The following is a 26,361-nucleotide window of genomic DNA, read 5'->3' as shown; positions in this document are numbered from 1 at the left end:
ACGCGCCGGGGAGATGAACGTCGTGGACTAGAGGCGGGCGCGGAGCAGTTGCTCCAGCCAGTCGACGAATGCCCTGACCCGCCGCGACAGATGCCGCCGGTGCGGATACAGGGCGTACGCCGGCATCGCTTCGGCCCGCCACTGCGGCAGCACCTCGCGCAGCTCGCCGCGTTGGAGGTGCTCGCGCACGTCGTAGGCAGGGATCTGGATCAGGCCCAGTCCGGACAGGCAGCAGGCGATGTAGCTTTCCGCGTTGTTCACCGTGACCCGGCTGCGCAACGCGCGGGTCAGGGTGCGCCCATCCTCGCGGTACTCCCAGGGCAACACCCGGCCGCTGCTGGGCGAGGCATAGTTGACCGCCCAGTGCCGGTCGAGGTCGGCCGGCGTCCGTGGCTCGCCATGCTCTTCCAGGTAGGCGGGACTGGCGCAATTGATCAGTTGCATCTCGCCAAGGCGTCGCGCCACCAGGCTGCTGTTGCCCAACTGGCCGACCCGCAGGACGCAGTCGACGCCCTCCTGCACCAGGTCCACCGAACGGTCGCTGGAACCCAGTTCCAGTTCGATGTCCGGATGCTGGCGGAAGAATTCCGGCAGCGCCGGGGCGATCAGCAGTCGCGCCACCCGGCTCGGCACGTCGACCTTGAGCCGGCCGCTGGCGCGGCTGCCGTCGTGGAACAGGCTCTCCAGCTCCTCCATGTCTTCCAGCAGGTGGCGGCAACGCTCCAGCACCACGCTGCCGTCGTGGGTCAGCTGGACCTGCCGGGTGGTGCGATGCAGCAGCCGGCTGCCGAGTTGCGCTTCGAGCTGCTGGACCGCCGCCGAGACCGTCGCCCGCGGCATGTCCAGCAGGTCCGCGGCCTTGGTGAAGCTGCCGGTTTCGGCAACGCGCAGGAACACGCGCATGCTGTCCAGACGATCCATGGGCAGGCCCCTTCTCTCTATTCGGGATGGCTGGACAGTCTATCCATGCCACCTACGTTTATCCAAAGAACCCGGACCAATAGCCTGGAGTCCCTACTCTACTTCCTGGATCCGCAGATGCCCCATGCAGCGCTTTTGCTTCCTCCCAGCGCGTCCCCGCTGCCGGAAGTGGTCGGTTTCTGGCGCGATGCCGGCCCTACCCTCTGGTTCGCCAGGAACGCCGATTTCGACCGGCGCTTCCGCGAGCGCTTCGCCCACCTCTACGAGCTTGCCTGCGCCGACGCGCTGCGCCCGGCTGCCGATGAAGCCGAGGACCATCTCGGCCTGCTGTTGCTGCTCGACCAGTACCCGCGCAACGCCTTCCGTGGAACCCCGCGCATGTACGCCAGCGACGCCCAAGCGCGGCGCTGGGCGGAGCGGGCTCTGGGACAAGGCCTCGACCGCCAGGTCGGGGACGCGCTGCGGCTGTTCTTCTACCTGCCGTTCGCCCATGCCGAGAACCTTGCCGACCAGGATCGCTCGGTAGCGCTGAACCACGGACTCGGCCAGCCCTTCCTCGCCCACGCTCGTGAGCATCGCGAGATCATCCGCCGCTTCGGGCGCTTTCCCCATCGCAATCCGATCCTCGGTCGCCCGTCCAGCGCCGAGGAACTCGCCTTCCTCGCCGCCGGCGGCTTCGCCGGCTGAACCGGGGCTCAGCCGGCCCTCCCTAGATAGGCAGGTCGCGATCCAGCAAGCGGTCCAGCAACCAGTTGGCCGCCGGTCCCAACGGCCGCTGCCGCGACCAGACCACGTCCACCGCCTGGCTGCGCGGCCAGCCGGACACCGGCAACTCCTTCAGCCGTCCGTTGGCGTAGCCGCTGACCAGCCAGCGCGGCAGCTCGGCCCAACCGAAGCCGTGGGTGGCCATTTCCAGCAGCAACAGGTAGTTGGGCGCCGACCAGCAGCGCCCGCCGCTGGACGGCAGGCCGTCGTTGATCGCCGCGCCGGTCTCGCTATAGGTGTTCAGGCGCAGCAGACGCCATTCGGAAAGGTCACGCTCGCTGACCCGCTCCAGGCCCGCCAGCGGATGGTCGACGGCGGCGAACAGGCCGAACTCGGCACGCTCGGCGACCGCCGCCACGCCCAGCTCCGGCGGGTAGTGCGGCTGCGCGGCGAGCAGGCCGAGGGTGGCGCGGCCGCGGCTGACCTGGGCGATCACGTCCTGGTCCTCGGCGATCAGGCATTCGAACTCCAGCTCAGGGTAACGCTCGTCCAGTTCGGCCAGGCGCGCCTCGTAGCGCGCCGAATGGTAGGTGTCGGATAGCGCCAGGGTCACCCGTGGTTCCGAGCCGCCGGCGAGCAGCGCGGCGACCCGGCGCAGGCGGTCGGATGCGCCGAGGACCTCCTCGACCCGTCCCAGCAGGGTGCGCCCGGCCTCGGTCAGTTGCGGCTGGCGGCCACTGCGATCGAAGAGTTCCAGGCCGAGGTCGATCTCCAGCCGGGCAATGGCCTCGCTGACGGTCGACTGGCTCTTGCCCAGCTTGCGCGCGGCGGCGCTGAAGGAGCCGAGGGAAACGGCCTGGACGAAGGCCTCGAGGGATTCGGGCGACAAATGCATATCGGTTTTTCCGATGGTATCCAACTTAACCCTATCCCAAAGACCGATGACAATACAGCCCGACTTCAACGACGAACCGGGAGCGTTCGCCATGACCCACACCCACACCGCCCTCGACAAGACTCTCAAGGAGCGGATCTTCCACGCCCTGGCCTTCGAGGGCCTGGCCGTCCTCCTCACCGCGCCGGTGCTGTCGCTGGTGATGAACAAGCCCCTGGCGCACATGGGTGCGCTGACGCTGATGTTCTCCACCGTGGCGATGCTCTGGAACATGCTCTTCAACAGCCTCTTCGACCGCGCCCAGCGGCGCATGGGCTTCCAGCGCACCCTGCAGGTCCGGGTGCTGCATGCGATGCTTTTCGAGCTGGGTCTGATCGTGGTGCTGGTACCGCTGGCCGCCTGGTGGCTGTCGATCGGACTGGTCGAGGCGTTCCTCCTCGACATGGGCCTGATCCTGTTCTTCCTGCCCTACACCATGGCCTTCAACTGGAGCTACGACGTCCTCCGCGCACGCCTGGTGGAAAGCCGCCAGGCCAAGGCCGCCGGTTGCGACGCCGGCTAGGCCGGCGTTCAGGCCGTCAGCCGCTCGCGCAGGCGGCCGAGCATGCCGAGCAGGCTGCCGACCCGTTCCTTCTCGCGCTCGTCGCGCGGCACCTCGGCCAGCCGGTCGACCTCCGGCAGGCTTCGCCCGCGCCACAGCAAGGCCTGCTCGGCGGCCGCCTTCAGGCCTTTCTCGAACAATCCCCTGCGGATCGGCTTGGGCAGGTAGCGGAATATCTGCGCCTGGTTGATCAGTTCGAGCAGGGCCTGGGTGTCGCGGAACGGCGTAACCACCAGGCTGAGCAGGCGCGGATGGGCCTGGGCCAGGGATTTCAGCAGCGGCGCGGTATGCTCCCCGGCCAGCTTCAGGTCGCTGACCAGCACCTCCACCGGTTCGGTGTTCAGCCACACCAGCGCCTCGGCCAGGTTGCGCGCGCGCAGCAGGCGATGCCCGCCGGCATGGCAGAAGGCCCCGACGCAGTCCAGGGTTTCCGGGTCGTCGTCGAGCAGCAGCACGCTCAGCGGCGCCGCCAGCGTGGCCGCGGGCGGCGCCGGCAGGCCCTGGCGGCTGGCGATCTCCGCCGCCTGGCGCAGGGTGAAGGCCATTTCCTGGGGATTCCAGGGCTTGGTCAGGTAGCGGAAGATGCCACCGTCGTTGAGCGCGTCGACGGCGGCATCGAGGTCGGAATAGCCGGTGAGGAGAATCCGCAGGGTCTCCGGATAGCGCTCGCGAGCCTGCGCCAGCAGTTCGGCGCCGCTCATCTGCGGCATGCGCTGGTCGCTGACCAGCACCTGTATCCGTTCCGTCTTCAGGCGCTCCAGGGCGCGCCGCGGGTCGCTCTCGGTGAGCACCTCGTAATGGCGGCGGAACTGCATGGCCAGGCTGCGCAGGATGCGCTCCTCGTCATCGACGAAGAGAATGCGGACGGGAGATGGGCTCATGTCAGGCGCTCCGTTTCAGTTCGCGGGCCTGCTCTCGCGGCAGGCTGATGAGGAAGCGGGTTCCGCGGCCCGGTTCGGAGGCCACGCGGATGGTCCCGCCATGTTGCTGGATGATCTTGTAGCTGATCGACAGGCCGAGCCCGGTGCCCTGCCCCACCGGCTTGGTGGTGAAGAACGGGTCGAAGATCCGGCCGAGGACCTCGGCGGGCATGCCCTTGCCGTTGTCCTGCACGGAGAGGAACACCTGGCGCTCGTCGGCCCAGCTCTTCAGCAGGATGCGGCCGAAACGCTCCATGGCCTGCGCGGCGTTGGTCAGCAGGTTCAGCAGCACCTGGTTGATCTGCGACGGCGCGCAGGCGATAAGCGGCAGCTCGCCGAGCTGGCTGCTGATCTCGGCCTTGTCCTTGATGGCGGTGCGGGCGATCAGCACGGCGTTGCGCACGCAGTCGTTGAGGTCGACCTCCTCGCTGAAGGCGCGGTCCAGGCGGGCGAAGTCCTTGAGCCCGGAAACCAGCTCGCCGATCTGGCCGAGGCCGTAGCGGGTATCGACGAACAATTGCCGCAGGTCCTCGCGCAACTGTTCGACGGCGGCTTCGCGGCGCACCGCGTCGGCCGCCTGCAGCGCCTGCGCCAGGCGCGCTTCGTCGCACTGCGGGTCGCCCAGGCAGTCGACCAGCGCCGCCTGGGCATCGGCCAGGCGCAACAAGGGATCGCTCAGCTCCTCCAGCAGCGCCAGGTTGTTGCCGACGTAGCCGAGCGGCGTGTTCAGCTCGTGTGCGACCCCGGCCACCATCTGCCCGAGCGAAGCCATCTTTTCCGACTGCACCAGTTGCGCCTGGGACTCCTTGAGGTCCACCAGCGCCTTGCGCAGCACCCGGTTGCGCTGGGCGATGCGCGCCTCCATGGCCTTCAGCAGGTCGAGTACGGTGCCCAGGCCACGGTAGCGGCCCTCTTCGTCGACCAGGGCGAAGTCCTCGGTGATCGGATACTGCAGGCGACCGGTGACCTGCTGCGCCGCCTCCTCCAGGCTGGCGCCGAGGGAGACGCTGAGGGGCGCCCGGTTCATGACGTCGCGCACCGGATGGCGGCCCCAGAGGTCGCGGCCGAAACGCTGCATGAAGATGTCCTGGAGGGTGTAGCGGCTGACTAGGCCGAGGACCCGGCGCTCGTCGTCGACCACCGGCAGCGAGAGGAAGGCACGGTGCTCCGGCATCAGCAGGCGGTCGGCGACGTCGCTGATGCTCATCGCCGGAGTCAGGGGTTCCACCGGGCGCAACAGACGGGACAACGCGCTCGGAGACATCGGCAACCTCTCGCTGGCAGGCCCGGACGGGGCAATGAAGGGATACCCGCCAGTTAAGCAATGTCAGATTGCCAACATGTGACAGGCATCACGCCGGCCAGGCTCAGCGTTTTCTCCGCCCGCAACTTCCGAGCGCCGCCGGGAGTCTCAACCACAGGGCCTCGCGCCGGAGCGTTGTCTGACAGAAAGGCAAACCCGGCGTATGGTGAACATTCATATCGATGAGGGAGAACAACATGCCCTGGTACGCCTGGTTGATCATCGTCCTCGCCCTGGGCTCCATCGTCGGCGGACTCCTGCTGCTACGCGACTCGGCGAAGAAGCTGCCGTTGAGCGAGGAACAGCTCAAACGCATCCATGAACGCAACGCCGAGCTGGACGCGCAGGAGGCGAAGGACCGCTGAACCTATTGGCCTGCCGGCGGGTCACTAGGTCTCGTAGGAAAACCCCGGCGGGCGAAAAACCGGCGAGGCGAAGGCTCGCGGGGCGGAGTCATGCGGGCCGCGCGTGGTTTTTCCTGCGCAACCTGGGGTTCGTTCCCCGTGTGTTTCCCTCTGGCAGAAGGTTCGTTCCTTGCGCTTTTCCCATCCGCGGGTCGAAATGCCTTTAGAATCCCTCCTTTAAACGGGAGGCTGCATGCTCGGGCGTCTGATACCGCTTCTACCCATTCTGTTCCTGCTCGGGGGCTTCTTCACCGGGCACATCGCGCTGCTGACGGCGGTCATCGTCCTGCTCTACATCATCTGGGTGACCTACGCCGAGCGCTGGCTGCCGACCCTGCTCTGGTGGCCGGTGAGCCTCGCCGCCAGCGCCCTGATCGCCATCCACTACCTGCCCGGCTTCATTCCCCTGCGCCTGTTCCCCTGGGACCTTGCCAGCGCCAGCCCGCCGATCCAGATGATCTGGCTGCCCTGGGACAAGGCCCTGGTCGCCCTTACCCTGCTCGCCTGGTGGCTACGCCGGCCGAAGCAGCCGCTGGTGTCGCTGGATATCACCGCGCTGGCCTTCTGCCTGACCTTCTTCGTGGTGCCGCTGCTGTCGATCATGACCAATGCCGCGAGCTGGCAGCCGAAGTGGCCGGATGCCTTCTGGTGGTGGCTGGTACTGAACGTCGGGGTGGTCTCGCTGGCCGAGGAGGCGTTCTTCCGCGGCCTGCTGCAAAGCCAGTTGATCCGCTGGTTCGGCGCCTGGCCGGGAATCATCGTCGCGACCCTCGCCTACGCCGCGCTGCACCTGCTGGTGAACCCGGTGTATGCGCTACTGGCCGGGATCGCCGGGCTGGGCTACGGCATGGTCCTGCACTTCAGCGGGCGGCTGTCCCTGGCGGTGCTGCTGCACGCCTCGATCAACACCCTGCACTTCCTCCTGCTGAGCTACCCGTTCCGCCTGATCTCCGAGTGATCAGGCGTCCTTGATCACCAGCGCCAGGGCCTCCTCGGCGAGCTGATCGAGACTCATCGGTCCTTCCGGACGGAACCAGGTGGTGGTCCAGGACAGCGCGCCGGTGAGGAAGCGCCGCAGGATGAACGGATCGCCCTGGCAGTAGCCGGCCAGCCGCGCCTCCCCCAGCACGTCGAGCCACATCTGCTCGTAGATGTCGCGCAGGCCGAGGATGTACGCCTGGCCTTCGGCGGACAGCGAGCGCCACTCGTAGACCAGCACCGCCATCGCCTCGCCGGTACCGCCCATGATCGATTGCAGCTCGCAGCGGATCAGTCCCAGCACCCGCTCGCGCAGGTCCTCGGCGTCGGCCAGGGCGGCGCGCATCAGCGCGGTATTGTAGAGGATGGTCTCTTCCATCACCGAGCGCAGGATCTCGTCCTTGCTCTTGAAGTGATGGAAGATGCTGCCCGACTGGATGCCCACCGCGCTGGCCAGGTCGCGCACCGTGGTGCGTTCGTAGCCTTTGCTGCGGAACAGGTGGGCGGCGGTCTGCAGCAGCTTGCCGCGGGCGCTTTCCGGATCGGTGAGCTGTCCGGTAGCCACCAGCTCCAGCATCACTTCCCGGGCTTTCTGATCGTCCAACGCTGAGTACCCCTTTTCCGGATCGTCGGCGGCTCGGTGCCGCTCATCCGCGCGCCCGGCCGCTCCGTATTTGCCGACCGGCCTCGGGATTGCCCCGCAAGTGCTTGTCGGCATTCATGAAATGTATGCCTGCGAAGACGACCGAGCAAGCGCTTGGGTAACAGCCGAGAACGGATTTGTTTCTGCCCCCTTCTCAACCAAGCGCTTGCTTGGTAATGTCGCCCCACACTTCCGCCGTCACGGGTCAAGAACAATGCAAAAGACCGTACGCATCGGCTGCGCCTCGGCCTTCTGGGGCGACACCTGCACCGCGGCCGCGCAGCTGGTGCGCGGCGCGCCGCTGGACTACCTGGTGTTCGACTACCTGGCCGAGATCACCATGTCGATCATGGCCGGCGCCCGCCTGAAACAGCCGGACGCCGGCTACGCCACCGACTTCGTCGAGGTCCTCGCACCACTGCTGGGCGAGATCGCCGAGAAGAAGATCCGCGTCATCAGCAACGCTGGCGGGATCAATCCGCAGGCCTGTGCCGCCGCCCTCGCCGCGGCCTGCGAGAAGGCCGGGGTGCAGCTGAAGATCGCCGTGCTCCATGGCGACAACCTGCAAGCGCGCCAGGCCGAACTGGCCAAGGCCGGCATCCGCGAGATGTTCAGCGACGCGCCTTTCCCGCCGATGTGCGTCTCGCTCAACGCCTACCTCGGCGCGCCGGGCATCGTCGAGGCCCTGCGCCTGGGCGCGGATATCGTGATCACCGGCCGGGTGGTCGACAGCGCGGTGGTCAGCGCCGCCCTGGTGCACGAGTTCGGCTGGGCCTGGGACGACTACGACCGACTGGCCCAGGCCGCCCTCGCCGGGCACATCGTCGAATGCGGCGCGCAATGCACCGGCGGCAATTTCACCGACTGGGAGCAGGTGCCGGACTATGAGCACATCGGTTTCCCCATCGTCGAGGTCGAGGCCGACGGGCGTTTCGTGGTGACCAAGGCGCCCGGCACCGGTGGCCTGGTCAGCGAACTGAGCGTCGGCGAACAGATGCTCTACGAGATCGGCGACCCACGCGCCTACCTGCTGCCCGACGTGGTCTGCGACTTCACCGAGGTGCGTCTGCGCCAGGCCGGTCCCGACCGGGTCGCGGTGGAAGGCGCGCGCGGCCTGCCGCCCACCGACCGGTACAAGGTCAGCGCCACCTATCCGGACGGTTTCCGCTGCACCGCCAGTTGCCTGATCGCCGGCATCGATGCGCTGAAGAAGGCCGAGCGGGTCAGCCAGGCGATCATCGCCAGGACCGAGGAAATCTTCGCCGAGCGCGGCTGGGAGCCCTACCGCGAGGTCAATGTCGAACTGCTCGGCAGCGAAGCCACCTATGGTCCCCATGGGCGACGGCAGGACAGCCGCGAAGTGGTGGTCAAGCTGGCCGTCCGGCATCCGCGCAAGGAAGCCCTGGTGCTGTTCTCCCGCGAGATCGCCCAGGCCGCCACCGGGATGGCGCCCGGCCTGACCGGCATCGTCGGCGGCCGGCCGACGGTGTATCCGGTGATCCGCCTGTTCTCTTTCCTGATCGACAAGGCGCAATGCGCGTTGAGCGTGGAGATCGACGGCCAGCGCCATCCGCTGGAACTGCCCGTCCTCGAAGCCTTCGATCCGGCACGATTGGCCGAGGCGCACCAGCCGCCACGCCCGGAGCAGCCCGCCAGCGCCAGCGTGCCGCTGGTGAAGCTAGCGGTGGCGCGCTCCGGCGACAAAGGCAACCACAGCAACATCGGGGTCATGGCGCGGCGCCCGGAGTACCTGCCGTGGATCGCCGAGGCGCTGGAGGAAGGCGCGGTGGTGGACTGGATGCAGCATGTGCTCGACCCGCAGACCGGCCGGGTCGGCCGCTGGTACCTGCCGGGCAGCCACAGCCTGAACTTCCTGCTGGAGAACGCCCTCGGCGGCGGCGGCGTCGCCAGCCTGCGCATCGACCCGCAGGGCAAGGCCTTTGCCCAGCAGTTGCTGGAGTTCCCGGTGGCGGTGCCGCAGGCGCTCGCCGACGCGCTGGAAACGCAAGGCAGATAACCACAACCAGGAACGGCGAATGCGGCGTTCCGCTGCCCCTCTACGGGATTCATCGGAGTCACCAGAACAATGAGCTACGACTCGATCTTCCGACCTGGCCTGTTCGACGGCCAGACCATCATCGTCACCGGCGGCGGCAGCGGCATCGGCCGCTGCACCGCCCACGAGCTGGCGGCCCTCGGCGCCCACGTGGTGCTGGTCGGACGCAAGGCGGAAAAGCTGGAGAAGACCGCCGGCGAGATCGTCGAGGACGGCGGCAGCGTCAGCTGGCACGCCTGCGACATCCGCGAGGAGGAAGCGGTGAAGACGCTGGTGGCGAATATCCTGGCCGAACGCGGAACCATCCATCACCTCGTCAACAACGCCGGCGGCCAGTATCCCTCGCCCCTCGCCTCGATCAGCCAGAAGGGCTTCGAGACCGTGCTCCGCACCAACCTGGTCGGCGGCTTCCTGGTCGCCCGCGAAGTGTTCAACCAGTCGATGAGCAAGACCGGCGGCAGCATCGTCAACATGCTCGCCGACATGTGGGGCGGCATGCCCGGCATGGGTCACTCCGGCGCCGCACGCTCCGGCATGGAGAATTTCACCAGGACCGCCGCCGTCGAGTGGGGCCATGCCGGCGTGCGGGTCAACGCGGTGGCGCCGGGCTGGATCGCGTCCAGCGGCATGGATACCTACGAAGGCGCGTTCAAGGCGGTGATCCCGACCCTGCGCGAGCACGTGCCGCTCAAGCGCATCGGCAGCGAGTCGGAAGTCGCCGCCGCCATCGTCTTCCTGCTCTCCCCCGGCGCCGCCTTCGTCAGCGGCAACACGATCCGCATCGACGGCGCCGCCAGCCAGGGCAGCCGCGCCTTCCCGCTATTCAAGGGCAAGCCGGGACAGAGCCGCGCGTACAACGGCTTCCACCGCGCCTACCTGCCCGACGTACTGAAGGACCAGGAGGACTGACATGCCCGCGATCCAGTCGGAACTCGACGTCAACGGCGAGGACTTCGCCCGCAACCGCGAGGCCATGCTCGCCGCCGTGGCCGGCTTCCGCGAGTTGGAGCAGAAGGTCCTGGACAAGGCCGCCGAGGCCAGGCCGAAGTTCGAGAAACGCGGCCAGCTGCTGCCGCGCGAACGCCTGGCGCTGCTGCTCGACCCGGGCGCGCCGTTCCTCGAACTGTCCTCGCTGGCCGGCTACAAGCTGCACGACGACAAGGACGGCACCCAGGCCGGCGGCGGGATCATCGCCGGGATCGGCTACATCGCCGGGGTGCGCTGCCTGGTCAGTGCCAGCAACAGCGCGATCAAGGGCGGCACCATCTCCCCGACCGGGCTGAAGAAGACCCTGCGCCTGCAGCAGATCGCCATGGAGAACAAGCTGCCGGTGGTGACCCTCACCGAAAGCGGTGGCGCCAACCTCAACTACGCGGCGGAGATCTTCGTCGAAGGTGCGCGCGGCTTCGCCAACCAGGCGCGGATCTCCGCCATGGGCATTCCCCAGGTCACCGTGGTGCATGGTTCCAGCACCGCCGGCGGTGCCTACCAGCCGGGGCTGTCGGACTACGTGGTGGTGGTGCGCGGCAAGGCCAAGATGTTCCTCGCCGGGCCGCCGTTGCTCAAGGCCGCCACCGGCGAGATCGCCAGCGACGAGGAGCTCGGCGGAGCCGAACTGCACGCGCAGGTCGCCGGCACCGCGGAATACCTGGCGGAAAACGACGCCGACGGCGTGCGCCTGGCCCGCGAGATCGTCGGCATGTTGCCGTGGAACGCACAACTGCCGGCGCGCCCGGCGCGTTCCTGGCGTGAACCGCTGTACCCGGTGGAGGAGCTGCTCGGGGTGGTTCCGGCCGACCCGAAGAAGCCCTACGACGTCCGCGAGATCGTCGCGCGCATCGCCGACGGCTCCGAGTTCCTCGACTTCAAGAACGAGTTCGACGGCCAGACCGTCTGCGGCCACCTGCGCATCGAGGGCCACGCCTGCGGCCTGATCGGCAACAACGGACCGATCACCCCGCAGGGCGCGGCCAAGGCGGCGCAGTTCATCCAGCTCTGCGAACAGAGCAACACGCCGCTGCTGTTCCTGCACAACACCACCGGCTTCATGGTCGGCACCGAGTCGGAGCGCCAGGGCGTGATCAAGCACGGCTCGAAGATGATCCAGGCGGTGGCCAACGCCCGCGTGCCCAAGCTGACCCTGGTGGTCGGCGGCTCCTACGGCGCCGGCAACTACGCGATGTGCGGACGCGGCCTCGACCCGCGCTTCATCTTCGCCTGGCCGAACAGTCGCACCGCGGTGATGGGCGGTGCCCAGGCCGGCAAGGTGCTGCGCATCGTCACCGAGGAGAAACACGCCAAGGAAGGCAAGGAAGCCGATCCGAAGATGCTCGAGATGCTGGAAACCGTCACCGCGCAGAAGCTCGACAGCCAGTCCACCGCGCTCTACGGCACCGCCAGCCTGTGGGACGACGGCCTGGTCGACCCGCGCGACAGCCGCAGGCTGCTCGGCTACCTGCTGGATATCTGCGCGGAAGCCGAGGCGCGGCCGCTGAAGGGCAACAGCTTCGGGGTCGCGAGGTTCTGACTGCAACAGGCGAGCCGGCGACAGCCCCTCTCCCCGCTCTCCCTGAAGGAAGAGGGTTGGGAGAGAGCAAGCGGATCCTGCCGGAAAACAATGATGCCCAGGAGGAAAGACAACCCATGATCTTCACCCAGGAACACGAGGAACTCCGCCGCACCGTTCGCAGCTTCGTCGAGCGGGAAATCAACCCCAACGTCGACCAGTGGGAAAAGGACGGCCGCTTCCCGATCCACGAGATATTCCGCAAGGCCGGCGAACTCGGCCTGCTGGGCATCTCCAAGCCGGAGAAGTTCGGCGGCATGGGCCTGGACTACAGCTACTCGATCGTCGCCGCCGAGGAATTCGGCAGCATCACCTGCGGCGGCATCCCGATGGCCATCGGCGTGCAGACCGACATGTGCACCCCGGCCCTGGCCCGCTTCGGTTCCGACGAGTTGCGCGAGGAGTTCCTCCGCCCGGCCATCGCCGGCGAGATGGTCGGCTGCATCGGCGTCTCCGAGGTCGGCGCCGGCTCCGACGTCGCCGGCCTGAAGACCACCGCGCGCAAGGACGGCGACGACTATGTGATCAACGGCAGCAAGATGTGGATCACCAACTCGCCGTCGGCCGACTTCATGTGCCTGCTCGCCAATACCTCCGACGACAAGCCGCACGTCAACAAGTCGCTGATCGTGGTCCCGATGAAGACCCCGGGCATTACCCTCAGCCCGCACCTGGACAAGCTCGGCATGCGCAGTTCGGAGACCGCCCAGGTGTTCTTCGATAACGTCCGCGTACCGCAGCGCAACCGCATCGGCGCGGAAGGCGCCGGCTTCATGATGCAGATGCTGCAGTTCCAGGAAGAACGGCTGTTCGGCGCGGCCAACATGATCAAGGGCCTGGAGCACTGCATCGACGTCACCATCGAGTATTGCAAGGAGCGCAGGACCTTCGGCCAGCCGCTGATCGACAACCAGGTCATCCACTTCCGCATGGCCGAGATGATGACCGAGGTCGAGGCGCTGCGCGCCCTGGTCTACCAGGCCACCGAGCTGTACGTGAAAGGCAGGGACGTGACGCGCCTGGCTTCCATGGCCAAGCTCAAGGCCGGCCGCCTCGGCCGCGAGGTCAGCGACGCCTGCCTGCAGTACTGGGGCGGCATGGGCTTCATGTGGGACAACCCGGTCTCCCGCGCCTACCGCGACACCCGCCTGGTATCCATCGGCGGCGGTGCCGACGAGATCATGCTCGGCATCATCTGCAAGCTGATGGGCATCCTGCCGGGCAAGAAGAAAGGCTGACGTTCCAGGAGGAAACCGGCATGAGCCTGCCGCATTGCGAGACCCTGCTGCTGGAACCCGTCGAGGGCGTCCTGCGGATCACCCTGAACCGCCCGCAAAGCCGCAACGCCATGAGCCTGGCGATGGTCGGCGAACTGCGCGCGGTGCTCGCCGCCGTGCGCGACGACCGTAGCGTGCGGGCGCTGGTGCTGCGCGGCGCCGACGGGCACTTCTGCGCCGGCGGCGACATCAAGGACATGGCCGGTGCCCGCGCCGCCGGGGCGGAAGCCTACCGCACGCTGAACCGCGCCTTCGGCAGCCTGCTGGAGGAAGCCCAGGCCGCCCCGCAACTGCTGGTGGCGCTGGTGGAAGGCGCGGTGCTCGGCGGCGGTTTCGGCCTGGCCTGCGTGTCGGACGTAGCGATCGCCGCCGCCGATGCGCAGTTCGGCCTGCCGGAAACCAGCCTCGGCATTCTCCCGGCGCAGATCGCGCCTTTCGTGGTCCGCCGCATCGGCCTGACCCAGGCCCGCCGCCTGGCCCTCACCGCCGCCCGCTTCGACGGCCGCGAGGCGCTGCGCCTGGGCCTGGTGCATTTCTGCGAGGCCGACGCCGATGCCCTCGAACAGCGCCTGGAGGAAACCCTCGAGCAACTGCGCCGCTGCGCGCCGAACGCCAACGCCGCCACCAAGGCCCTGCTGCTGGCCAGCGAAAGCGGCGAACTCGGCGCCCTGCTGGACGATGCGGCGCGCCAGTTCGCCGAAGCGGTGGGCGGCGCCGAAGGCAGCGAAGGCACCCTGGCCTTCGTACAGAAACGCAAGCCGGTCTGGGCCCAGTGAGCCACGACCGCGAAACAGGGCAACAGCCTCCAGGAGCCGAACGACATGCCCAGCTTCAACAAGATCCTCGTCGCCAACCGCGGTGAAATCGCCTGCCGGGTGCTGCGCACCGCCCATGAACTGGGCTACCGCAGCGTCGCCGTGTACAGCGAGGCGGACGCCGACGCCCGCCATGTGCAACTGGCCGACGAGGCCGTGTACATCGGCCCGGCAGCGGTGGCGCAGTCCTACCTGAACCTCGAGGCGATCCTCGACGCCGCCCGTCGCAGCGGCGCCGAGGCGATCCACCCCGGCTACGGCTTCCTCTCCGAGAACGCCGAGTTCGCCCGTGCCTGCGAAGCCGCCGGGATCGTCTTCATCGGCCCGGATGCGGAAGCCATCCACCTGATGGGCAGCAAGCGCCTGTCGAAGATCGCCATGCTCGCCGCCGGGGTGCCGTGCATCCCCGGCTACGAAGGCGCCGAACAGGACGACGCGACCCTGCGGCGCGAGGCCGAACGCATCGGCTACCCACTGATGATCAAGGCCAGCGCCGGCGGCGGCGGCCGCGGCATGCGCCTGGTGGAGGAACCCGACCAACTGCTGGAGCAGTTGCGCACCGCACGCTCGGAAGCGCTGGGCGCCTTCGGCAGCGCCGAACTGATCCTGGAGAAGGCCGTGCTGCGCCCGCGCCATGTGGAGATCCAGGTGTTCGGCGACCGCCACGGCAACCTGCTCTACCTCGGCGAACGCGACTGCTCGGTGCAGCGCCGCCACCAGAAGGTCATCGAGGAAGCCCCCTGCCCGGTGCTCGATGCCGACCTGCGTCGCGCCATGGGCGAGGCGGCGGTGAAGGCCGCGGCTTCGGTCAACTACGTGGGCGCCGGCACCGTCGAGTTTCTTCTCGGCGAGGATGGCCGCTTCTACTTCCTGGAGATGAATACCCGCCTGCAGGTCGAACACCCGGTCACCGAACTGGTCACCGGCCAGGACCTGGTGGCCTGGCAGATCCGCGTCGCCGAGGGCCATCCGCTGCCGCTGCGGCAGGAACAGGTGGAACTGCGCGGGCATGCCATCGAGGTCCGCCTCTACGCCGAGGACGCCGGTCGCGGCTTCCTGCCGCAGACCGGCACGGTGCTGCGCTGGGACCCGGAACTGCTGCCCGGCGTACGCATCGACCATGGCCTGGTCGAGGGGCAGGCGGTGACGCCCTTCTACGACCCGATGCTGGCCAAGCTGATCGCCTACGGGGCGACCCGCGACGAAGCCCGGCGCAAGCTGATCCGCGCGCTGGAGCGCTGCGTGCTGCTGGGGGTCGACGGCAACCAGCGGTTCCTCGCCAACCTCCTGGCGCATCCGGACTTCGCCGCCGGCGAGGCGACCACCGCCTTCATCGGCGAACGCTTCGCCGAAGACCCCAGCCTGCAACCGCGCCAGCCGGGCGCCGAGGAACTGGCCCTGGCCGCCGCCCTGCTCTACCAGGCCGGCGCCGAGGCCAGTGCGCACCAGCCCGGCCTGGCCGGCTGGCGCAGCGCCGCCGGGGCACCGTGGAAGATCGTCCTGAAGCACGCCGAACAGCGCCTGGAGATCGGCCTGGACGTCCTCGAAAGCGGTCGCCGGCCGCGACTGCTGGCGCGCCTGGAGCGACGCGAGATCGCCGTGCGCCTGCTCGACTGCGACGGACGCTGGGCCAGCGCCGAACTCGACGGCATTCGCCGCCGCCACGCCTACCACCTGGACGGCGGGCGCCTCTGGCTATACGGCCACGGCGGCAACCTCGAACTGCTCGACGTCACCCACGCCGGCGCCAGCGCCCAGGTCGGCGCCAGTTCCGGCACGCTCAAGGCGCCGATGGACGGCGCCATCGTCGAGGTGCTGGTCGGCGAGGGCGAACGGGTCGGCAAGGGCCAACTGCTGCTGGTGCTGGAGGCAATGAAGATGGAACACCCGCTGAAGGCCGGAGTCGACGGCGTGGTCCGCCGCGTCCAGGTCGGCCGTGGCGAGCAGGTGCGCAACCGGCAGGTGCTGGTCGAGGTGGAAGCCGACGCCTGAGACACCCCGCCGCTCATCCGCAACGACAACGACAAGAAAACGGAGACGCCCATGTCACTGCACGGCAAGACCCTGTTCATCACCGGCGCCAGCCGCGGCATCGGCCGGGAGATAGCCCTGCGCGCCGCGCGCGATGGCGCCAACCTGGTGATCGCGGCGAAGAGCGCCGAGCCGCATCCGAAGCTGGAAGGCACCATCTTCAGCGTCGCCGCCGAGGTCGAGGCCGCCGGCGGCCAGGCCCTGCCGCTGCAACTCGACGTGCGCGACGAGCAGGCCGTGGCGGCGGCCATGGCCCGCGCCGCCGAACGTTTCGGCGGGATCGACGCGCTGGTCAACAACGCCGGGGCGATCCGCCTGGTCGGGGTGGAGAAGCTGGAGCCCAAGCGCTTCGACCTGATGTACCAGATCAACACCCGCGCGGTGCTGGTCTGCAGCCAGGCCGCCCTGCCCTACCTGCGCAGGAGCGCCAACGGCCACATCCTCAGCCTGTCGCCGCCGATCAACCTGGCCGGCAGGTGGTTCGCCCAGCACGGCCCCTACACGGTCACCAAGTACGGCATGAGCATGCTTACCCTGGGGATGCACGAGGAGTTCGGGAAATACGCCATCAGCGTCAACGCGCTGTGGCCGAAGACCATGATCGCCACCGCCGCCATCGAGTTCGAGCTGGGCAGCCGTGACGCCTTCCGCCGCGCGCGCACCCCGGCGATCATGGCCGACGCCGCGCACGCCATTCTCACCAGCGAGGGGCGCAGCCTCAGCGGGCGCCTGCTGGTCGACGAGGAATTGCTGCGCGAGCGCGGCCAGAGCGATTTCGAGCAGTACCGCTACGACCCGGAGGGTGGCGCGCTGGTGCCTGACCTGTTCCTCGACTGAGGTCTCCGACGAAAGGCGCGCGGCGCTCTGCGGCGGGCTTCCGGGCTATTTGCCGAAGTGCCCCGGGGCGACCGCGCAACGGTCATAGCCGAGGCGGCGGCTGCGGTCTAGAGTCGCGGGAGCGTCCTACGCCCCGCACAACAACGACAAGCGCGAGAGCCATGACCCACGCCGACCTGATCACTTTCAACCGTTTCGTTGCCCGCCTGCCTGCCACCTTCGGCCGCGTGCCGCGCATGCTGCGCGGCCTGTACTACACCGCGATCCGTAACCGCGAGAAGAGCCTGTCCCTGGGCTGGGCGCTGGAGCGCGCGGCACGCCTGTACCCGGACAACCCGGCGGTGCTCGACGGCCAGCGGCGGATCAGCTACGCCCTGTTCAACGGCTGGGCCAATCGCCTGGCGCGCGCCTTCAAGGCCGAGGGCGTAGGCCACGGCAGCGTGGTCGCGGTGATGCTGGAAAACCGCGTCGAGCTGCTGGCGATCCTCGCCGCCCTGGCCAAGCTCGGCGCCATCGGCGCACTGGTCAACACCACCCAGCGCGGCAAGGTCCTGGTGCACAGCCTGAACCTGGTGAAGCCCGGCCACTTCGTGGTCGGCGAAGAGTTGCGCGAGGTGTTCGAGGAAGTCCGCCAGGAGGTGCTCGGCAACGCCGGCCATTGCTACTGGGTCGACGACGGCGACACCCTCGGCGATCCCGGCTCGCCGCCGATGGGCTGGCGCAACCTGATGCGCCTGGCCCAGGGACAGACCTCGGAGAACCTCGAGGACACCGGCAGGGTGCGGCTCAAGGACTCCTGCTTCTACATCTACACCTCCGGCACCACCGGCCTGCCGAAAGCCTCGATCATGAGCCACGGCAAGTGGATCAAGGCCTACGGCGGCTTCGGCCATTCCGGCCCGGGCCTGGGCCGCGACGACGTGCTCTACCTGACCCTGCCCTGCTACCACAACAACGCCGTGACCGTCTGCTGGAGCGCGGCGCTCGCCGGCGGCGCGGCCATGGCCCTGCGCCGCAAGTTCTCCGCCAGCGGTTTCTGGAAGGACGTGCAACACTACCGGGCGACCTGCTTCGGCTACATCGGCGAGCTCTGCCGCTACCTGCTGAACCAGCCACCGTGCGCCGAGGAACGCGGCAATAGCCTGACCTGCATGATCGGCAACGGCCTGCGCCCGTCGATCTGGGCCGAGTTCAAGCAACGCTTCGAGATCCAGCGGATCACCGAGTTCTACGCTTCCAGCGAAGGCAACATCGGCTTCACCAATGTATTCAATTTCGACAATACGGTGGGCTTCTCCCCAGCCACCTACGCCATCGTCCGCTACGACCTGGAGAACGACCATCCGGTGCGCGACGCCAAGGGCTTCATGGAGAAGGTCGGCAAGGGCGAGGTCGGCCTGCTGATCAGCGAGATCAGTGCGAAGTGGCCGTTCGACGGCTACACCGATCCGGCCAAGAGCGAAGCGGTGATCCTCCGCGACGTGTTCAAGAAGGGCGACGCCTGGTTCAACACCGGCGACCTGATGCGCGACATCGGTTTCAAGCACACCCAGTTCGTCGACCGTCTCGGCGACACCTTCCGCTGGAAGGGCGAGAACGTTTCCACCACCGAGGTGGAAAACGCCCTCGGCGCCTTCGACGGGGTCGAGGATGCGGTGGTCTACGGCGTGGAGATTCCCGGCACCAACGGCCGCTGCGGGATGGCCGCGCTGCGCCTGGCCGATGGCGTCGAACTGGACCGCGACGCTCTCGCCGCGCACCTCGACCGCGAGTTGCCGGCCTATGCCACACCGGTGTTCCTGCGCCTGCTGCGCGAAGTCGAGACCACCGGCACCTTCAAGTACAAGAAGACCGACCTCAAGCGCGACGCCTACGATCCCGCGCGGGTCAGCGACAAACTCTTCGTCAGGTTGCCCGGCAGCGCCGGCTACCAGCCGCTGGACGCGGAGCTGTACCAGGCGTTGCAGGAGCAGCGCTACCGCTTCTGAGCACCGTGGCGGCCTACTGGCGGAACTCGAACTGCAACTCGGCCCCTTCCAGGGGCCGCGACACGCCCAGTTCGCGGTCGCGATAGAGCAACTGGCCGTTGAGGCGGAAGTCGCTGTCGTCCTTTTCCTCGAACATCGGCGGCAACAGCGGCTTGGGCTTATGGGTCTCTTCCGTGCCGGGCGGCGCCATCTTCTGCACCAGTTCCTTCGGCAGGCGCAGGTCCAGCTTGGCGCTCGGCAGCGGCTTGCGTACCTCGGGGTCGAGACGAGCGGTGGAAGCGCGCTTCGCCGGCGCCGGCTTGTCCTTGGCGACCGGCCTGCTGGCCGGCTTCGGCGGCGCAGCCGCAGGCTTCGGCTTGGCCGGCGGCTTGGGTTCGGCAACCTGCTCCGCGGCTGGCGCGACCTTCTTCGAAGCTGTTTTCGGCGCGGCAGGCACGGCAGGCGCTGGCTCCGCTCGTTCAGGCTTCACTGGCTTGGCAGGGGCGCGCTGCTCCTGCGGCGGTGCTTCCGGGGCTTTCTTTTCCGGTGCCTTGGAGCCGTCATCGCAGGCCGCCAGGAAGCAACCGAAAAGAACAACGACGCAAATTCGGCAAAGACGTTTCATAGTCACGCAGGTATGGCCAATTGCGGCAATGCTGACGGCAGACTGCAACCAAGGCAAGGGGTCACTATCGTCATCCTGGCACTCTCTCTGTTGTTCGCCCCATGTCTAACCTGTCATGCGCGGGTAACCGCTTGATGTCAGCCCGCGACGCCGCCGCCGCGTCGCGGGCCATGGTCGTCACGGCCGTTTCCTGGCGCTCGCGGCTATCGTCGCGAGGCGTTCCAGTCGTTCCACCAGGTTCTCTCCGGGGAAACGTTTCTGCAGCTCGGCCAACTGGGTCGCGGCCTGCTCCGTCTTGCCCTGCTCACGCAGGGCAAGGACCGCCCCGAGCGCCTCGTCGAGCACCTCCGGCTTCACCGCAACCGCCTTGCCCCTGGCCTGGGCGACGAAGTCGCCGGCCAGCGCCGCCTGGACCTTCGCCTGCTGCGCGGCCTGGGCCGGCGGTCGGTCGGCCAGGGCAGCCGGAGCCGGCGGCGCGGCCTCGGCCATCAGTTGCGGCGCCTCCCCGGACGATGCGTAGCTGGCCAGCAAGGCCGGGGGCTCCGACATCTCGCCGGACAGCGGAGCCGGCGCCGCCGGCGCGCGCATGGCCCGCTTCGCCGCAGCGGCCCCGGCGACTCCGTCGCGCAGGGGCACATCGCTGAACGCCACTTCGGGGCGGGCCTGGCGCTCGGCGTCGTCCAGCACGTTGTGGCTGACCAGCCCCAGCACCAGCGCCACGCCCAGCAGGCTGGCGAAAGCCGCCTGCCAACGCGGCCTGCGGGAGGCTTCCAGCCAGCGCCGCCACCAGGACCGGGCGGGTTCGACATGCGCCGCCTGGCGTCGCGCGGCGGCGAGGATCGCCTGGTCCAGCGCCGGCGCCGGCTGCTGCGGCGCGTGGGCGCGGAAATGCGCCAGCATCTGCTCTTCGGCGACGCTCGCGGAATGCTTCTGTGGGTTCATACCGCCACCTCCTCGGCCAGCAGCCGGCGCAGCTTCTGCACCGCGTAGCGGAAACGGCTCTTCACCGTCTCCAGCGGCGACTGGGTGAGCGTGGCGATCTCGGCCAGTTCCAGTTCGCCGTGGGCGCGCATCAGGAATACCTCGCGCTGTTCCTCGGGCAGGGTCTCCAGCGCGCTCTGCAAGCGCTCGCCGTCGCGGCTCAGGCTGAGCTGCTGCTCGGGGCCGGCGCCCTGGTCGGGTTGCGCGTGCAACTGTTCGTCGTAGCTGTCCTGCAACGGCTGGCGCTGGCCATGCTTGCGCCAATGATCGATCAGGCGGTTGCGGGCGATCTGGTAGAGCCAGGTGCGGAAGCTCGCCCGGCCCTGCGGCTGGCTCTCGCTGCGGATCAGGCTGAGCCAGGTTTCCTGGTAGATCTCGTCGGCCAGTTCGGTCTGTCCGGCCAGGCCGCAGAGAAAACGGTAGAGACCTTGCCGATGGCGCTGGTAGAGCACCTCGAAGGCCGCGCTGTCGCCCTTGCGGTAACGCGCCAGCAGCGTTTCGTCGCTGCCGGCGGCCGTCGTGGCGCTGGTGGAGGCATGCATGCCGCTGGTCGACTCCTGTCCTGTGTCAAAGGCGACCGAGAGCAGGCTCATCGGCCACATCCTTCGCGGCACGCATCGGCGTCGCCACGAAACGCCCGGGCCGTCGCCAGAAGCGCGGCCGGAGCGGCTATCGGTAGACATTTTCCAGCGTCGGACAGTTCGGCGAAAGTGCCGGTCCGGATGGAAGCCGGGAAAAACATCGAGACGACCTCGTCGTGCAGCGGAGATACCCGCTGAGACGAAGCTGTCGGTGGATTCGGGTTAATCCCCGGGAAAATTCTTCGCGGACTGTCGCGGGGCGCCCCTCAGCCAGGGGAGCGCCTCGCGCTCAGGCGGCGATAAGGCCTTCCTGGCAAAGCTGCCCGGCAAGCATGCCGAGGGTCATGATCGCCCGCTCCGCCTCGCGGTTCCAGGGAATCCCGCAGGTCAGCCGCAGGCAGTTGTTGAACTGCTCGGTGTTGCTGAAGATCAGCCCCGGGGCGATGCTGATGCCCTGCTCCAGGGCCCGCACGTGGAGTTCCTTGGTGTTGACCTTGGCCGGCAGGCTGACCCAGAGGATGAAGCCGCCCTTGGGCCGGGTCATCTGCGTACCTTCCGGGAAGTACTGCTGCACCGCCAACTGGTAGGCGGTCATGTTCTTCCGGTACTCCTGGCGGATGTAGCGCAGGTGGCGGTCGTAGCCGCCGTTCTCCAGGTAGGCGGCGACGCCCATCTGGGTCACGGTGCAGGCCGAATGGGTGGTGAAGGTCTGCAAGCGACGGATCTCCTCCTGGTAGCGCTCGGCGATGATCCAGCCGATGCGTACGCCGGGCGAGATGGTCTTGGAGAAACTCGAGCAGTAGATCACCCGGCCGTCGCGGTCGTGGGACTTGAGCGAGCGCGCCTGGCCCTGGTCGAACATCAGTTCGCCGTAGATGTCGTCCTCGACCACCCCGATGTTGTGTTCGGCGGTCAGTTTCAGCAGTTGCTTCTGGCGATCCTCGGGAATCGTCCCGCCGAAGGGATTGCTCAGCCGCGCGGTCAGCACCAAGGCCTTGATCGACCACTGGTTGGCCGCCAGTTGCAGCGCTTCAAGGCTGATCCCGGTGCGCGGGTCGCTGGGGATCTCGATGACCTTCAGGCCCAGCACGTCGGCCAGTTGCAGCAGGCCGTAGTAGCTCGGCGACTCGGTGGCGATCAGGTCGCCGGGACGGGTCAGCACCCGCAGGGCCATGTGGATCGCATCCACGCAGCCGTGGGTGATGGTCACCTGCGACGGGTCGACCACCACGCCGGCGTCGCGCATGCGGATCGCCACCTGCCGCCGCAGCGGCTCGAAACCGGGGCTGAACATGTAGCTGAACGCCCGTGGGCTCTGGAAGCGGGTGACCTTGGCCAGTTGCTGGTGCAAGGCGCGCACCGGCAGGTAGTCCACGTGCGGCACCGCCGCGCCGAGCGGGAATACCCCTTCGCGGCGGGACTCGGCGAGCACCTGGTTGATGATGCTGCTGCGGGTGACCAGGCCGGGACGCTCGACCCGCGCGATATCCGGGGTCGGCGCGGTCAGCGCCGGGGTGCGGTGGACGTAGAAGCCGGATTGCGGACGGGCGCGGATCAGTCCCTGGTCCTCGAGGGTGGCGTAGGCCTGCAGCACGGTGGCGTGGCTGACGTTCAACTGGGTACTGAGCTTGCGCACCGACGGTACCCGCTCGCCCGGCTGGTAGACGCCACGGCGAATGTCCTCGGCCAACTGCTGGGCGATGCGTTGGTAAAGCAGCAGATTGGTCATGGCGGGTTTTCCTCGGCGATTGAACCGAAACAGTAGCTCAATTCGTGAAACTGCTCCAGAACAGTTCGGCCGACAACCAGGCATACAGTCGCAAAACTGTACGGGTCGGTCGCAGAGACGGCGCGTTCGCGAGAAAAAGAAAACCCGGTCGGTCGCCACCGGCCGGGTGCGGGCGGGAAACAGTCCGCCAAGAGCCGCCTGGGGAGCGGCCATAGGGAAAGTCAGAAACGCAACGCGTCCGCCGCCGCGCTCTCGCCGGTCAACGCTTGCCAGGCGAAGGGGCTTGGCGCCAGGCCGAGATCGCCGAACAGGCGGTAGTCCGGGACGGCGGCGGGCTGGCGGGCGGCCGGGGAAAAATCATCGCGGCCGAGGCGGGTGACCAGAACCCGGGCCTGCACCTGCAACGCCACCAGGCTGAGGCTTTCCCGCGCCGTGCAGCCCGCCTCGCCGCACGCCACCGGCGAGTCCTCCAGCAGGAGTTCCTGGCGGCGTGCTTCGGCAACCGCGCGGAGTTCGGCGGCGAAGGACGGCTGGCACAGGCTCAGCAACAACGGCAGGACGAAACGGGCAAAGCGGGGCTGGCGGATCATGCGGATTCCTCGGCTGCGGCGGGATGGCTCCCGGGGGCTGGCGAGGATTGTTCCGCAACTGGCGGTCGAGATGTTTCGAACCCGGTCAGGCGAGTTCGTGGAGCCAGTTCATCACGCCCAGGGCGATCAGTTCGGCGTCACTGTTGAGGCCTATCTTGACCATCGCGTTCTTCTTGTGGGTGCTGATGGTCGACACGCTGCGCATGGTCCGCTGGGCGATCTCGCTGACCGTGTCGCCACGCGCCAGGCGCCGGAGGATGTCCACCTCGGTGGGGCTCAGCGGCTTGCCGGTATGCCGCTGCGGGTGCAGGCCGGGGTCGAGGAAGGTCTGTCCGAGCGCCATGCACTCCAGCGCCGCCTTCAACGTCTCCAGCGGGCTGCGCTTGCTGATGTAGGCCGAGGCGCCGCTGCGCAGGACCGCCTTGGCCAGCAACGGCGCGCTGAACACCGAGTAGACCATCACCTTCATTTGCGGGCAGTGCCGGGTCAGCCATTCCACCAGGTGGATACCGTCGCGGCTGCGCTGGCCAGGCAAGCCCAGCTCGGTGATCAGGATGCTTTCCGGCGGCAGGTCGGCCAGGCGCTCCACCAGGCTGTCGCTATCGCCGACCACCGCCAGCACCTGGCGTCCGCACTCCTCGCTGAGGTAGCGCTGCAGCGCCCACTGCATGACCGGGAAGGAATCGGCGATCACCAGCCCCGGCAGGGTTTCGTTCGAACTCATTGCGCCTCTCTACTCGTTATAACGAAATACAAGGTGCTTATGCTGCACGGATTGCTGCTCGAACTAGTTCGATCCCGATGATAGCCCGCTCTTGCGCAAGGTCTGACAGAGAAATCCGGCGCCACCCGGTTCGCCAGGCGAAAAAAGCCCCGGACCCTTTGGGGTACCGGGGCTCCCTGCGGCAGCGCGGGACTCAGCGCGGCGCGCTGAGCTGGCCCTTGTCGTTGGAGAAGACGATCTCCACCCGGCGGTTCTGCGCCCGCCCCCGGTTGGAGGCGTTGTCGGTGACCGGGAAGGCTTCGCCGTAGCCGACCACCTGCATGCGCGCGGGATCCACGCCGAGATCGGCGAGCACGTCGGCCACCGCCTGGGCGCGCTCGCGCGACAGGTCGAGGTTGGCCTGCCTGTCGCCGACGCTGTCGGTATAGCCTTCGATGCGGATCACCCGCCGCGGATTGAGCTGGAGGAACTGCACCAGCTTCAGCGCGGTGCGGTTGGCCGCCGGCTTGAGTTCGGCGCGGTTGAAGTCGAACAGCACGTCGCCAAGGGTGAGCACCAGGCCACGCTCGGTTTCCTCGGTGCTGAGACTGGCGATCTCCTCGCTCAGGCGCTGGCCCTGCTCCTGCACGCTGAGCAGCTTGGCTTCGCGCAGGGCCAGTTGCAGGCGCTCGCGCTCCAGTTGCAGGCGGGTCAGGCGCTCCTGGTTGAGGTTGAGCAAGGCGTGCTGGCGAGCGATCTCGCTGTAGCGCTGGCTCAGGTAGGCATACTGGATCACGTCGCTGCTGCTGCCCCAGTAGCTGGACAGGCGTTCGGCGCGGGCCAGCGATTCGCCGGCGCGGATCACATCCTTGGGCGCCGCGCGGAGCACGTCGGAATCTTCCTTGACCTGGTCGAACTCGCTCTGCGCCTTGGCCAGCGACTGTTCGCTGAGCTTGTGGTCGGCGCAGCCAGCCAGCGCGGCGCAGGCCAGCAGGGTGGCGAAGAGAGTCGCTTTGCCCGGCATCAGTCGGTCTCCCCCAGTTGCTTGCGCAGACGTTTCAGGCTCTTGTCCAGCTCGCCGAGCTGGTCCTTGCTCTTCTGCGTCAGCACCTTGGACTCGGCGAGGCGTGCGTCCAGCTCGGCCTGCTCGGCCAACAGGCGCGCCTTCTTGTAGGACTCCGCGGTCATCGCGATCTGCGCCGCGGCGTACTTGTCCTGGGCCAGTTTCAGCTCGGCCACGTCGTCGGTGGCACCCACCGCCTTGGCCTGCTCCAGCGCCTGTTCGGTCAGGCGCATCTGCTCCAGCGGAGCCGGGTCGTTGCTCGCACAACCGCTCAGGGTCAGCGCGGCGAGGCCTGCGGCCATCATCCATCGAATGCTCACAAGTCACTTTCCTGCGTAGTCGAACTGGCGCCGGAAGCCGGCAATTGCTGGGCTTTCCAGCGTTCGAGATTGTCCTGCAAGAGCGTTACGGGAACGCCGGCAGCCGACAATTCTGTCATCTTTTTCGCCAGTTGTCCGCGCAGCCACGGATCGTTGCAGGCGGAGTTGTGCGACAGCGTCAGGTACAGCCCCTCGCTGCTCAGCACCGGTTCCAGCGCCTCCAGGTCGTCGGCCATGCCCAGCGCCTCGACCTGGGCCTGCCCGGGCAACGCCTGGTAGAGGAGGAACTCGCTGCGCTTGAGCATCAGGTCCTGCAAGCCCTGGGTCAGGCTCGGCACCGGCTTCAGGTCGAGACTGGCCTTGGCGAAGCGGTCGAACTCCTCGCCCAGGCTGCTGCCGGCCAGCACGCTGCCCTTGTGCCCGATCAGGTCGTCGCGGCCGATGAACGGGAACGCGGCGTCCTTGTTCACCCAGACCACCCCGCTGGTCATCAGGAAGGGCGGATGCACATAGTCCATGCTGCCGAGCCGTGCCAGGGTCAGGTAGGCCCCGGCGAGCAGGTCGGCGCGACCGCTGGTCACCTCTTCCTGGGCCTTCTCCCAGGAGCCGCTATAGAGCACGTCGATGCGCACGCCGAGCTCCTTGCCCAGGCGCTGCAACAGGTCGGCATTGGCTCCGATCAGGCGCTTCGGATCCTGCGGGTCGCGCCACAGGTAGGGTGGGTACTCCGGGTTGCCGGTGGCCACCAGGCGCTCGCAGGAGCCGGCCGCCGCGGCCAGCCCCGGAACGAACAGCGCCGCCAGCAGGATGCCGGCCAGGCGGCACGGGGAACAGCGAAAGGACATGGATT

Annotated in this window: 26 protein-coding genes; 12 read left to right on the top strand and 14 right to left on the bottom strand. The window is 68.0% G+C overall.

Annotated elements, in window-relative coordinates:
* Window positions 1–27: 27 nt before the first annotated feature.
* Window positions 28–921 (bottom strand): LysR family transcriptional regulator, encoded by an 894-nt coding sequence (locus HMPREF2716_RS19785; RefSeq protein ID WP_003101696.1) that lies wholly within the window; start codon window positions 919–921, stop codon window positions 28–30.
* A gap of 45 nt (window positions 922–966) precedes the next feature.
* On the opposite strand from HMPREF2716_RS19785, the gene HMPREF2716_RS19780 reads away from it, so the two are divergent.
* Window positions 967–1,608: a DUF924 family protein gene (locus HMPREF2716_RS19780; RefSeq protein ID WP_003122518.1), complete on the top strand. Its 642-nt coding sequence runs from the start codon at window positions 967–969 to the stop codon at window positions 1,606–1,608.
* A gap of 22 nt (window positions 1,609–1,630) precedes the next feature.
* On the opposite strand, the gene HMPREF2716_RS19775 is transcribed toward HMPREF2716_RS19780, so the two are convergent.
* The gene (locus tag HMPREF2716_RS19775; RefSeq protein WP_003090978.1) at window positions 1,631–2,521 is read right to left on the bottom strand and encodes a LysR family transcriptional regulator; all 891 of its coding nucleotides are present in this window, start codon (window positions 2,519–2,521) and stop codon (window positions 1,631–1,633) included.
* A 91-nt stretch (window positions 2,522–2,612) separates the two neighbouring features.
* On the opposite strand from HMPREF2716_RS19775, the gene HMPREF2716_RS19770 reads away from it, so the two are divergent.
* Complete coding sequence (locus HMPREF2716_RS19770) at window positions 2,613–3,083, top strand: multidrug/biocide efflux PACE transporter (RefSeq protein ID WP_003101714.1); 471 nt, start codon at window positions 2,613–2,615, stop codon at window positions 3,081–3,083.
* An 8-nt stretch (window positions 3,084–3,091) separates the two neighbouring features.
* Here the strand turns inward: HMPREF2716_RS19770 and HMPREF2716_RS19765 are convergent, their stop codons facing one another.
* Together HMPREF2716_RS19765 and HMPREF2716_RS19760 are read right to left on the bottom strand one after the other, a co-directional pair.
* Window positions 3,092–4,003 (bottom strand): response regulator, encoded by a 912-nt coding sequence (locus HMPREF2716_RS19765; RefSeq protein ID WP_003090981.1) that lies wholly within the window; start codon window positions 4,001–4,003, stop codon window positions 3,092–3,094.
* Window position 4,004: 1 nt separating this feature from the next.
* Window positions 4,005–5,306, bottom strand: coding sequence for a sensor histidine kinase (locus HMPREF2716_RS19760; RefSeq protein WP_003160587.1), 1,302 nt, complete (start codon window positions 5,304–5,306; stop codon window positions 4,005–4,007).
* Window positions 5,307–5,542: 236 nt separating this feature from the next.
* On the opposite strand from HMPREF2716_RS19760, the gene HMPREF2716_RS19755 reads away from it, so the two are divergent.
* Entirely contained in the window at window positions 5,543–5,710 is a 168-nt protein-coding gene (locus HMPREF2716_RS19755; RefSeq protein WP_003090984.1) for a DUF2897 family protein, read from the top strand.
* Window positions 5,711–5,942: 232 nt separating this feature from the next.
* Window positions 5,943–6,707 carry a CPBP family intramembrane glutamic endopeptidase gene (locus HMPREF2716_RS19750; protein ID WP_003090986.1) on the top strand — a complete coding sequence of 255 codons (765 nt, stop codon included), beginning with the start codon at window positions 5,943–5,945 and terminating at the stop codon, window positions 6,705–6,707.
* Here the strand turns inward: HMPREF2716_RS19750 and atuR are convergent, their stop codons facing one another.
* Window positions 6,708–7,331: an atu genes transcriptional repressor AtuR gene (gene atuR, locus HMPREF2716_RS19745; protein WP_003117641.1), complete on the bottom strand. Its 624-nt coding sequence runs from the start codon at window positions 7,329–7,331 to the stop codon at window positions 6,708–6,710.
* 253 nt (window positions 7,332–7,584) lie between these two features.
* Between atuR and HMPREF2716_RS19740 the strand changes: the two genes are divergently transcribed.
* From HMPREF2716_RS19740 to HMPREF2716_RS19705, 8 genes are all read left to right on the top strand, one after another.
* Window positions 7,585–9,387 carry an acyclic terpene utilization AtuA family protein gene (locus tag HMPREF2716_RS19740; protein WP_016253215.1) on the top strand — a complete coding sequence of 601 codons (1,803 nt, stop codon included), beginning with the start codon at window positions 7,585–7,587 and terminating at the stop codon, window positions 9,385–9,387.
* A gap of 69 nt (window positions 9,388–9,456) precedes the next feature.
* Complete coding sequence (locus tag HMPREF2716_RS19735) at window positions 9,457–10,335, top strand: SDR family oxidoreductase (protein WP_003090991.1); 879 nt, start codon at window positions 9,457–9,459, stop codon at window positions 10,333–10,335.
* A gap of 1 nt (window position 10,336) precedes the next feature.
* Complete coding sequence (gene atuC / locus HMPREF2716_RS19730; protein WP_003114738.1) at window positions 10,337–11,953, top strand: geranyl-CoA carboxylase subunit beta; 1,617 nt, start codon at window positions 10,337–10,339, stop codon at window positions 11,951–11,953.
* 116 nt (window positions 11,954–12,069) lie between these two features.
* Window positions 12,070–13,230, top strand: coding sequence for a citronellyl-CoA dehydrogenase (gene atuD / locus HMPREF2716_RS19725; RefSeq protein ID WP_003101733.1), 1,161 nt, complete (start codon window positions 12,070–12,072; stop codon window positions 13,228–13,230).
* A 20-nt stretch (window positions 13,231–13,250) separates the two neighbouring features.
* A complete protein-coding gene (gene atuE, locus HMPREF2716_RS19720) occupies window positions 13,251–14,045 on the top strand; it encodes an isohexenylglutaconyl-CoA hydratase (RefSeq protein WP_003090995.1) in 795 nt (264 codons plus the stop codon).
* Between the two features lie 45 nt (window positions 14,046–14,090).
* Window positions 14,091–16,076 carry a geranyl-CoA carboxylase subunit apha gene (gene atuF, locus HMPREF2716_RS19715; RefSeq protein WP_070621990.1) on the top strand — a complete coding sequence of 662 codons (1,986 nt, stop codon included), beginning with the start codon at window positions 14,091–14,093 and terminating at the stop codon, window positions 16,074–16,076.
* Window positions 16,077–16,127: 51 nt separating this feature from the next.
* Window positions 16,128–16,952, top strand: a complete 825-nt coding sequence (locus tag HMPREF2716_RS19710; protein ID WP_003101741.1) for an SDR family oxidoreductase — start codon at window positions 16,128–16,130, stop codon at window positions 16,950–16,952.
* Between the two features lie 161 nt (window positions 16,953–17,113).
* Window positions 17,114–18,940, top strand: coding sequence for a long-chain-acyl-CoA synthetase (locus tag HMPREF2716_RS19705; protein WP_070621989.1), 1,827 nt, complete (start codon window positions 17,114–17,116; stop codon window positions 18,938–18,940).
* A 13-nt stretch (window positions 18,941–18,953) separates the two neighbouring features.
* On the opposite strand, the gene HMPREF2716_RS19700 is transcribed toward HMPREF2716_RS19705, so the two are convergent.
* The 9 genes from HMPREF2716_RS19700 to HMPREF2716_RS19660 all read right to left on the bottom strand — a co-directional run bounded on the left by HMPREF2716_RS19700 (window position 18,954) and on the right by HMPREF2716_RS19660 (window position 26,356).
* Window positions 18,954–19,376, bottom strand: coding sequence for a hypothetical protein (locus tag HMPREF2716_RS19700; RefSeq protein ID WP_003091000.1), 423 nt, complete (start codon window positions 19,374–19,376; stop codon window positions 18,954–18,956).
* A 345-nt stretch (window positions 19,377–19,721) separates the two neighbouring features.
* Window positions 19,722–20,486 (bottom strand): anti-sigma factor SbrR, encoded by a 765-nt coding sequence (gene sbrR, locus HMPREF2716_RS19695; RefSeq protein WP_003114735.1) that lies wholly within the window; start codon window positions 20,484–20,486, stop codon window positions 19,722–19,724.
* Window positions 20,483–21,067 carry an ECF family RNA polymerase sigma factor SbrI gene (gene sbrI / locus HMPREF2716_RS19690; RefSeq protein WP_003119848.1) on the bottom strand — a complete coding sequence of 195 codons (585 nt, stop codon included), beginning with the start codon at window positions 21,065–21,067 and terminating at the stop codon, window positions 20,483–20,485. The genes sbrR and sbrI overlap by 4 nt, the downstream gene beginning before the upstream one ends.
* Window positions 21,068–21,395: 328 nt before the next feature.
* Entirely contained in the window at window positions 21,396–22,835 is a 1,440-nt protein-coding gene (locus tag HMPREF2716_RS19685; RefSeq protein ID WP_003091003.1) for an aminotransferase-like domain-containing protein, read from the bottom strand.
* A 221-nt stretch (window positions 22,836–23,056) separates the two neighbouring features.
* A complete protein-coding gene (locus HMPREF2716_RS19680) occupies window positions 23,057–23,425 on the bottom strand; it encodes a hypothetical protein (RefSeq protein WP_003107036.1) in 369 nt (122 codons plus the stop codon).
* 85 nt (window positions 23,426–23,510) lie between these two features.
* Entirely contained in the window at window positions 23,511–24,149 is a 639-nt protein-coding gene (locus HMPREF2716_RS19675) for a LuxR C-terminal-related transcriptional regulator (protein WP_003091005.1), read from the bottom strand.
* Window positions 24,150–24,342: 193 nt separating this feature from the next.
* Window positions 24,343–25,152: an OmpA family protein gene (locus tag HMPREF2716_RS19670; protein ID WP_003091007.1), complete on the bottom strand. Its 810-nt coding sequence runs from the start codon at window positions 25,150–25,152 to the stop codon at window positions 24,343–24,345.
* Window positions 25,152–25,511, bottom strand: coding sequence for a DUF4398 domain-containing protein (locus HMPREF2716_RS19665; protein ID WP_003091008.1), 360 nt, complete (start codon window positions 25,509–25,511; stop codon window positions 25,152–25,154). The genes HMPREF2716_RS19670 and HMPREF2716_RS19665 overlap by 1 nt, the downstream gene beginning before the upstream one ends.
* Entirely contained in the window at window positions 25,508–26,356 is an 849-nt protein-coding gene (locus tag HMPREF2716_RS19660; protein ID WP_003091009.1) for a substrate-binding periplasmic protein, read from the bottom strand. Before HMPREF2716_RS19660 ends, HMPREF2716_RS19665 begins: the two co-directional genes overlap by 4 nt.
* Window positions 26,357–26,361: the final 5 nt, after the last annotated feature.

This window comes from Pseudomonas sp. HMSC076A11 (genome assembly GCF_001810205.1).
GTDB classification, from domain to species: domain Bacteria; phylum Pseudomonadota; class Gammaproteobacteria; order Pseudomonadales; family Pseudomonadaceae; genus Pseudomonas; species Pseudomonas aeruginosa.
The sequence above is the reverse complement of the archived record's forward strand: the minus strand, read 5'-3'. Positions and strand labels throughout refer to the sequence as shown.

What these genes read in the sequence shown, in the direction of transcription:
- HMPREF2716_RS19785 (WP_003101696.1), bottom strand. Translation starts at nt 921, where the DNA reads ATGGATCGTCTGGACAGCATGCGCGTGTTCCTGCGCGTTGCCGAAACC.
- HMPREF2716_RS19780 (WP_003122518.1), top strand. Translation starts at nt 967, where the DNA reads ATGCCACCTACGTTTATCCAAAGAACCCGGACCAATAGCCTGGAGTCC.
- HMPREF2716_RS19775 (WP_003090978.1), bottom strand. Translation starts at nt 2,521, where the DNA reads ATGCATTTGTCGCCCGAATCCCTCGAGGCCTTCGTCCAGGCCGTTTCC.
- HMPREF2716_RS19770 (WP_003101714.1), top strand. Translation starts at nt 2,613, where the DNA reads ATGACCCACACCCACACCGCCCTCGACAAGACTCTCAAGGAGCGGATC.
- HMPREF2716_RS19765 (WP_003090981.1), bottom strand. Translation starts at nt 4,003, where the DNA reads ATGAGCCCATCTCCCGTCCGCATTCTCTTCGTCGATGACGAGGAGCGC.
- HMPREF2716_RS19760 (WP_003160587.1), bottom strand. Translation starts at nt 5,306, where the DNA reads ATGTCTCCGAGCGCGTTGTCCCGTCTGTTGCGCCCGGTGGAACCCCTG.
- HMPREF2716_RS19755 (WP_003090984.1), top strand. Translation starts at nt 5,543, where the DNA reads ATGCCCTGGTACGCCTGGTTGATCATCGTCCTCGCCCTGGGCTCCATC.
- HMPREF2716_RS19750 (WP_003090986.1), top strand. Translation starts at nt 5,943, where the DNA reads ATGCTCGGGCGTCTGATACCGCTTCTACCCATTCTGTTCCTGCTCGGG.
- HMPREF2716_RS19740 (WP_016253215.1), top strand. Translation starts at nt 7,585, where the DNA reads ATGCAAAAGACCGTACGCATCGGCTGCGCCTCGGCCTTCTGGGGCGAC.
- HMPREF2716_RS19735 (WP_003090991.1), top strand. Translation starts at nt 9,457, where the DNA reads ATGAGCTACGACTCGATCTTCCGACCTGGCCTGTTCGACGGCCAGACC.
- atuC (WP_003114738.1), top strand. Translation starts at nt 10,337, where the DNA reads ATGCCCGCGATCCAGTCGGAACTCGACGTCAACGGCGAGGACTTCGCC.
- atuD (WP_003101733.1), top strand. Translation starts at nt 12,070, where the DNA reads ATGATCTTCACCCAGGAACACGAGGAACTCCGCCGCACCGTTCGCAGC.
- atuE (WP_003090995.1), top strand. Translation starts at nt 13,251, where the DNA reads ATGAGCCTGCCGCATTGCGAGACCCTGCTGCTGGAACCCGTCGAGGGC.
- atuF (WP_070621990.1), top strand. Translation starts at nt 14,091, where the DNA reads ATGCCCAGCTTCAACAAGATCCTCGTCGCCAACCGCGGTGAAATCGCC.
- HMPREF2716_RS19710 (WP_003101741.1), top strand. Translation starts at nt 16,128, where the DNA reads ATGTCACTGCACGGCAAGACCCTGTTCATCACCGGCGCCAGCCGCGGC.
- HMPREF2716_RS19705 (WP_070621989.1), top strand. Translation starts at nt 17,114, where the DNA reads ATGACCCACGCCGACCTGATCACTTTCAACCGTTTCGTTGCCCGCCTG.
- sbrR (WP_003114735.1), bottom strand. Translation starts at nt 20,486, where the DNA reads ATGAACCCACAGAAGCATTCCGCGAGCGTCGCCGAAGAGCAGATGCTG.
- sbrI (WP_003119848.1), bottom strand. Translation starts at nt 21,067, where the DNA reads ATGCATGCCTCCACCAGCGCCACGACGGCCGCCGGCAGCGACGAAACG.
- HMPREF2716_RS19685 (WP_003091003.1), bottom strand. Translation starts at nt 22,835, where the DNA reads ATGACCAATCTGCTGCTTTACCAACGCATCGCCCAGCAGTTGGCCGAG.
- HMPREF2716_RS19680 (WP_003107036.1), bottom strand. Translation starts at nt 23,425, where the DNA reads ATGATCCGCCAGCCCCGCTTTGCCCGTTTCGTCCTGCCGTTGTTGCTG.
- HMPREF2716_RS19675 (WP_003091005.1), bottom strand. Translation starts at nt 24,149, where the DNA reads ATGAGTTCGAACGAAACCCTGCCGGGGCTGGTGATCGCCGATTCCTTC.
- HMPREF2716_RS19670 (WP_003091007.1), bottom strand. Translation starts at nt 25,152, where the DNA reads ATGCCGGGCAAAGCGACTCTCTTCGCCACCCTGCTGGCCTGCGCCGCG.
- HMPREF2716_RS19660 (WP_003091009.1), bottom strand. Translation starts at nt 26,356, where the DNA reads ATGTCCTTTCGCTGTTCCCCGTGCCGCCTGGCCGGCATCCTGCTGGCG.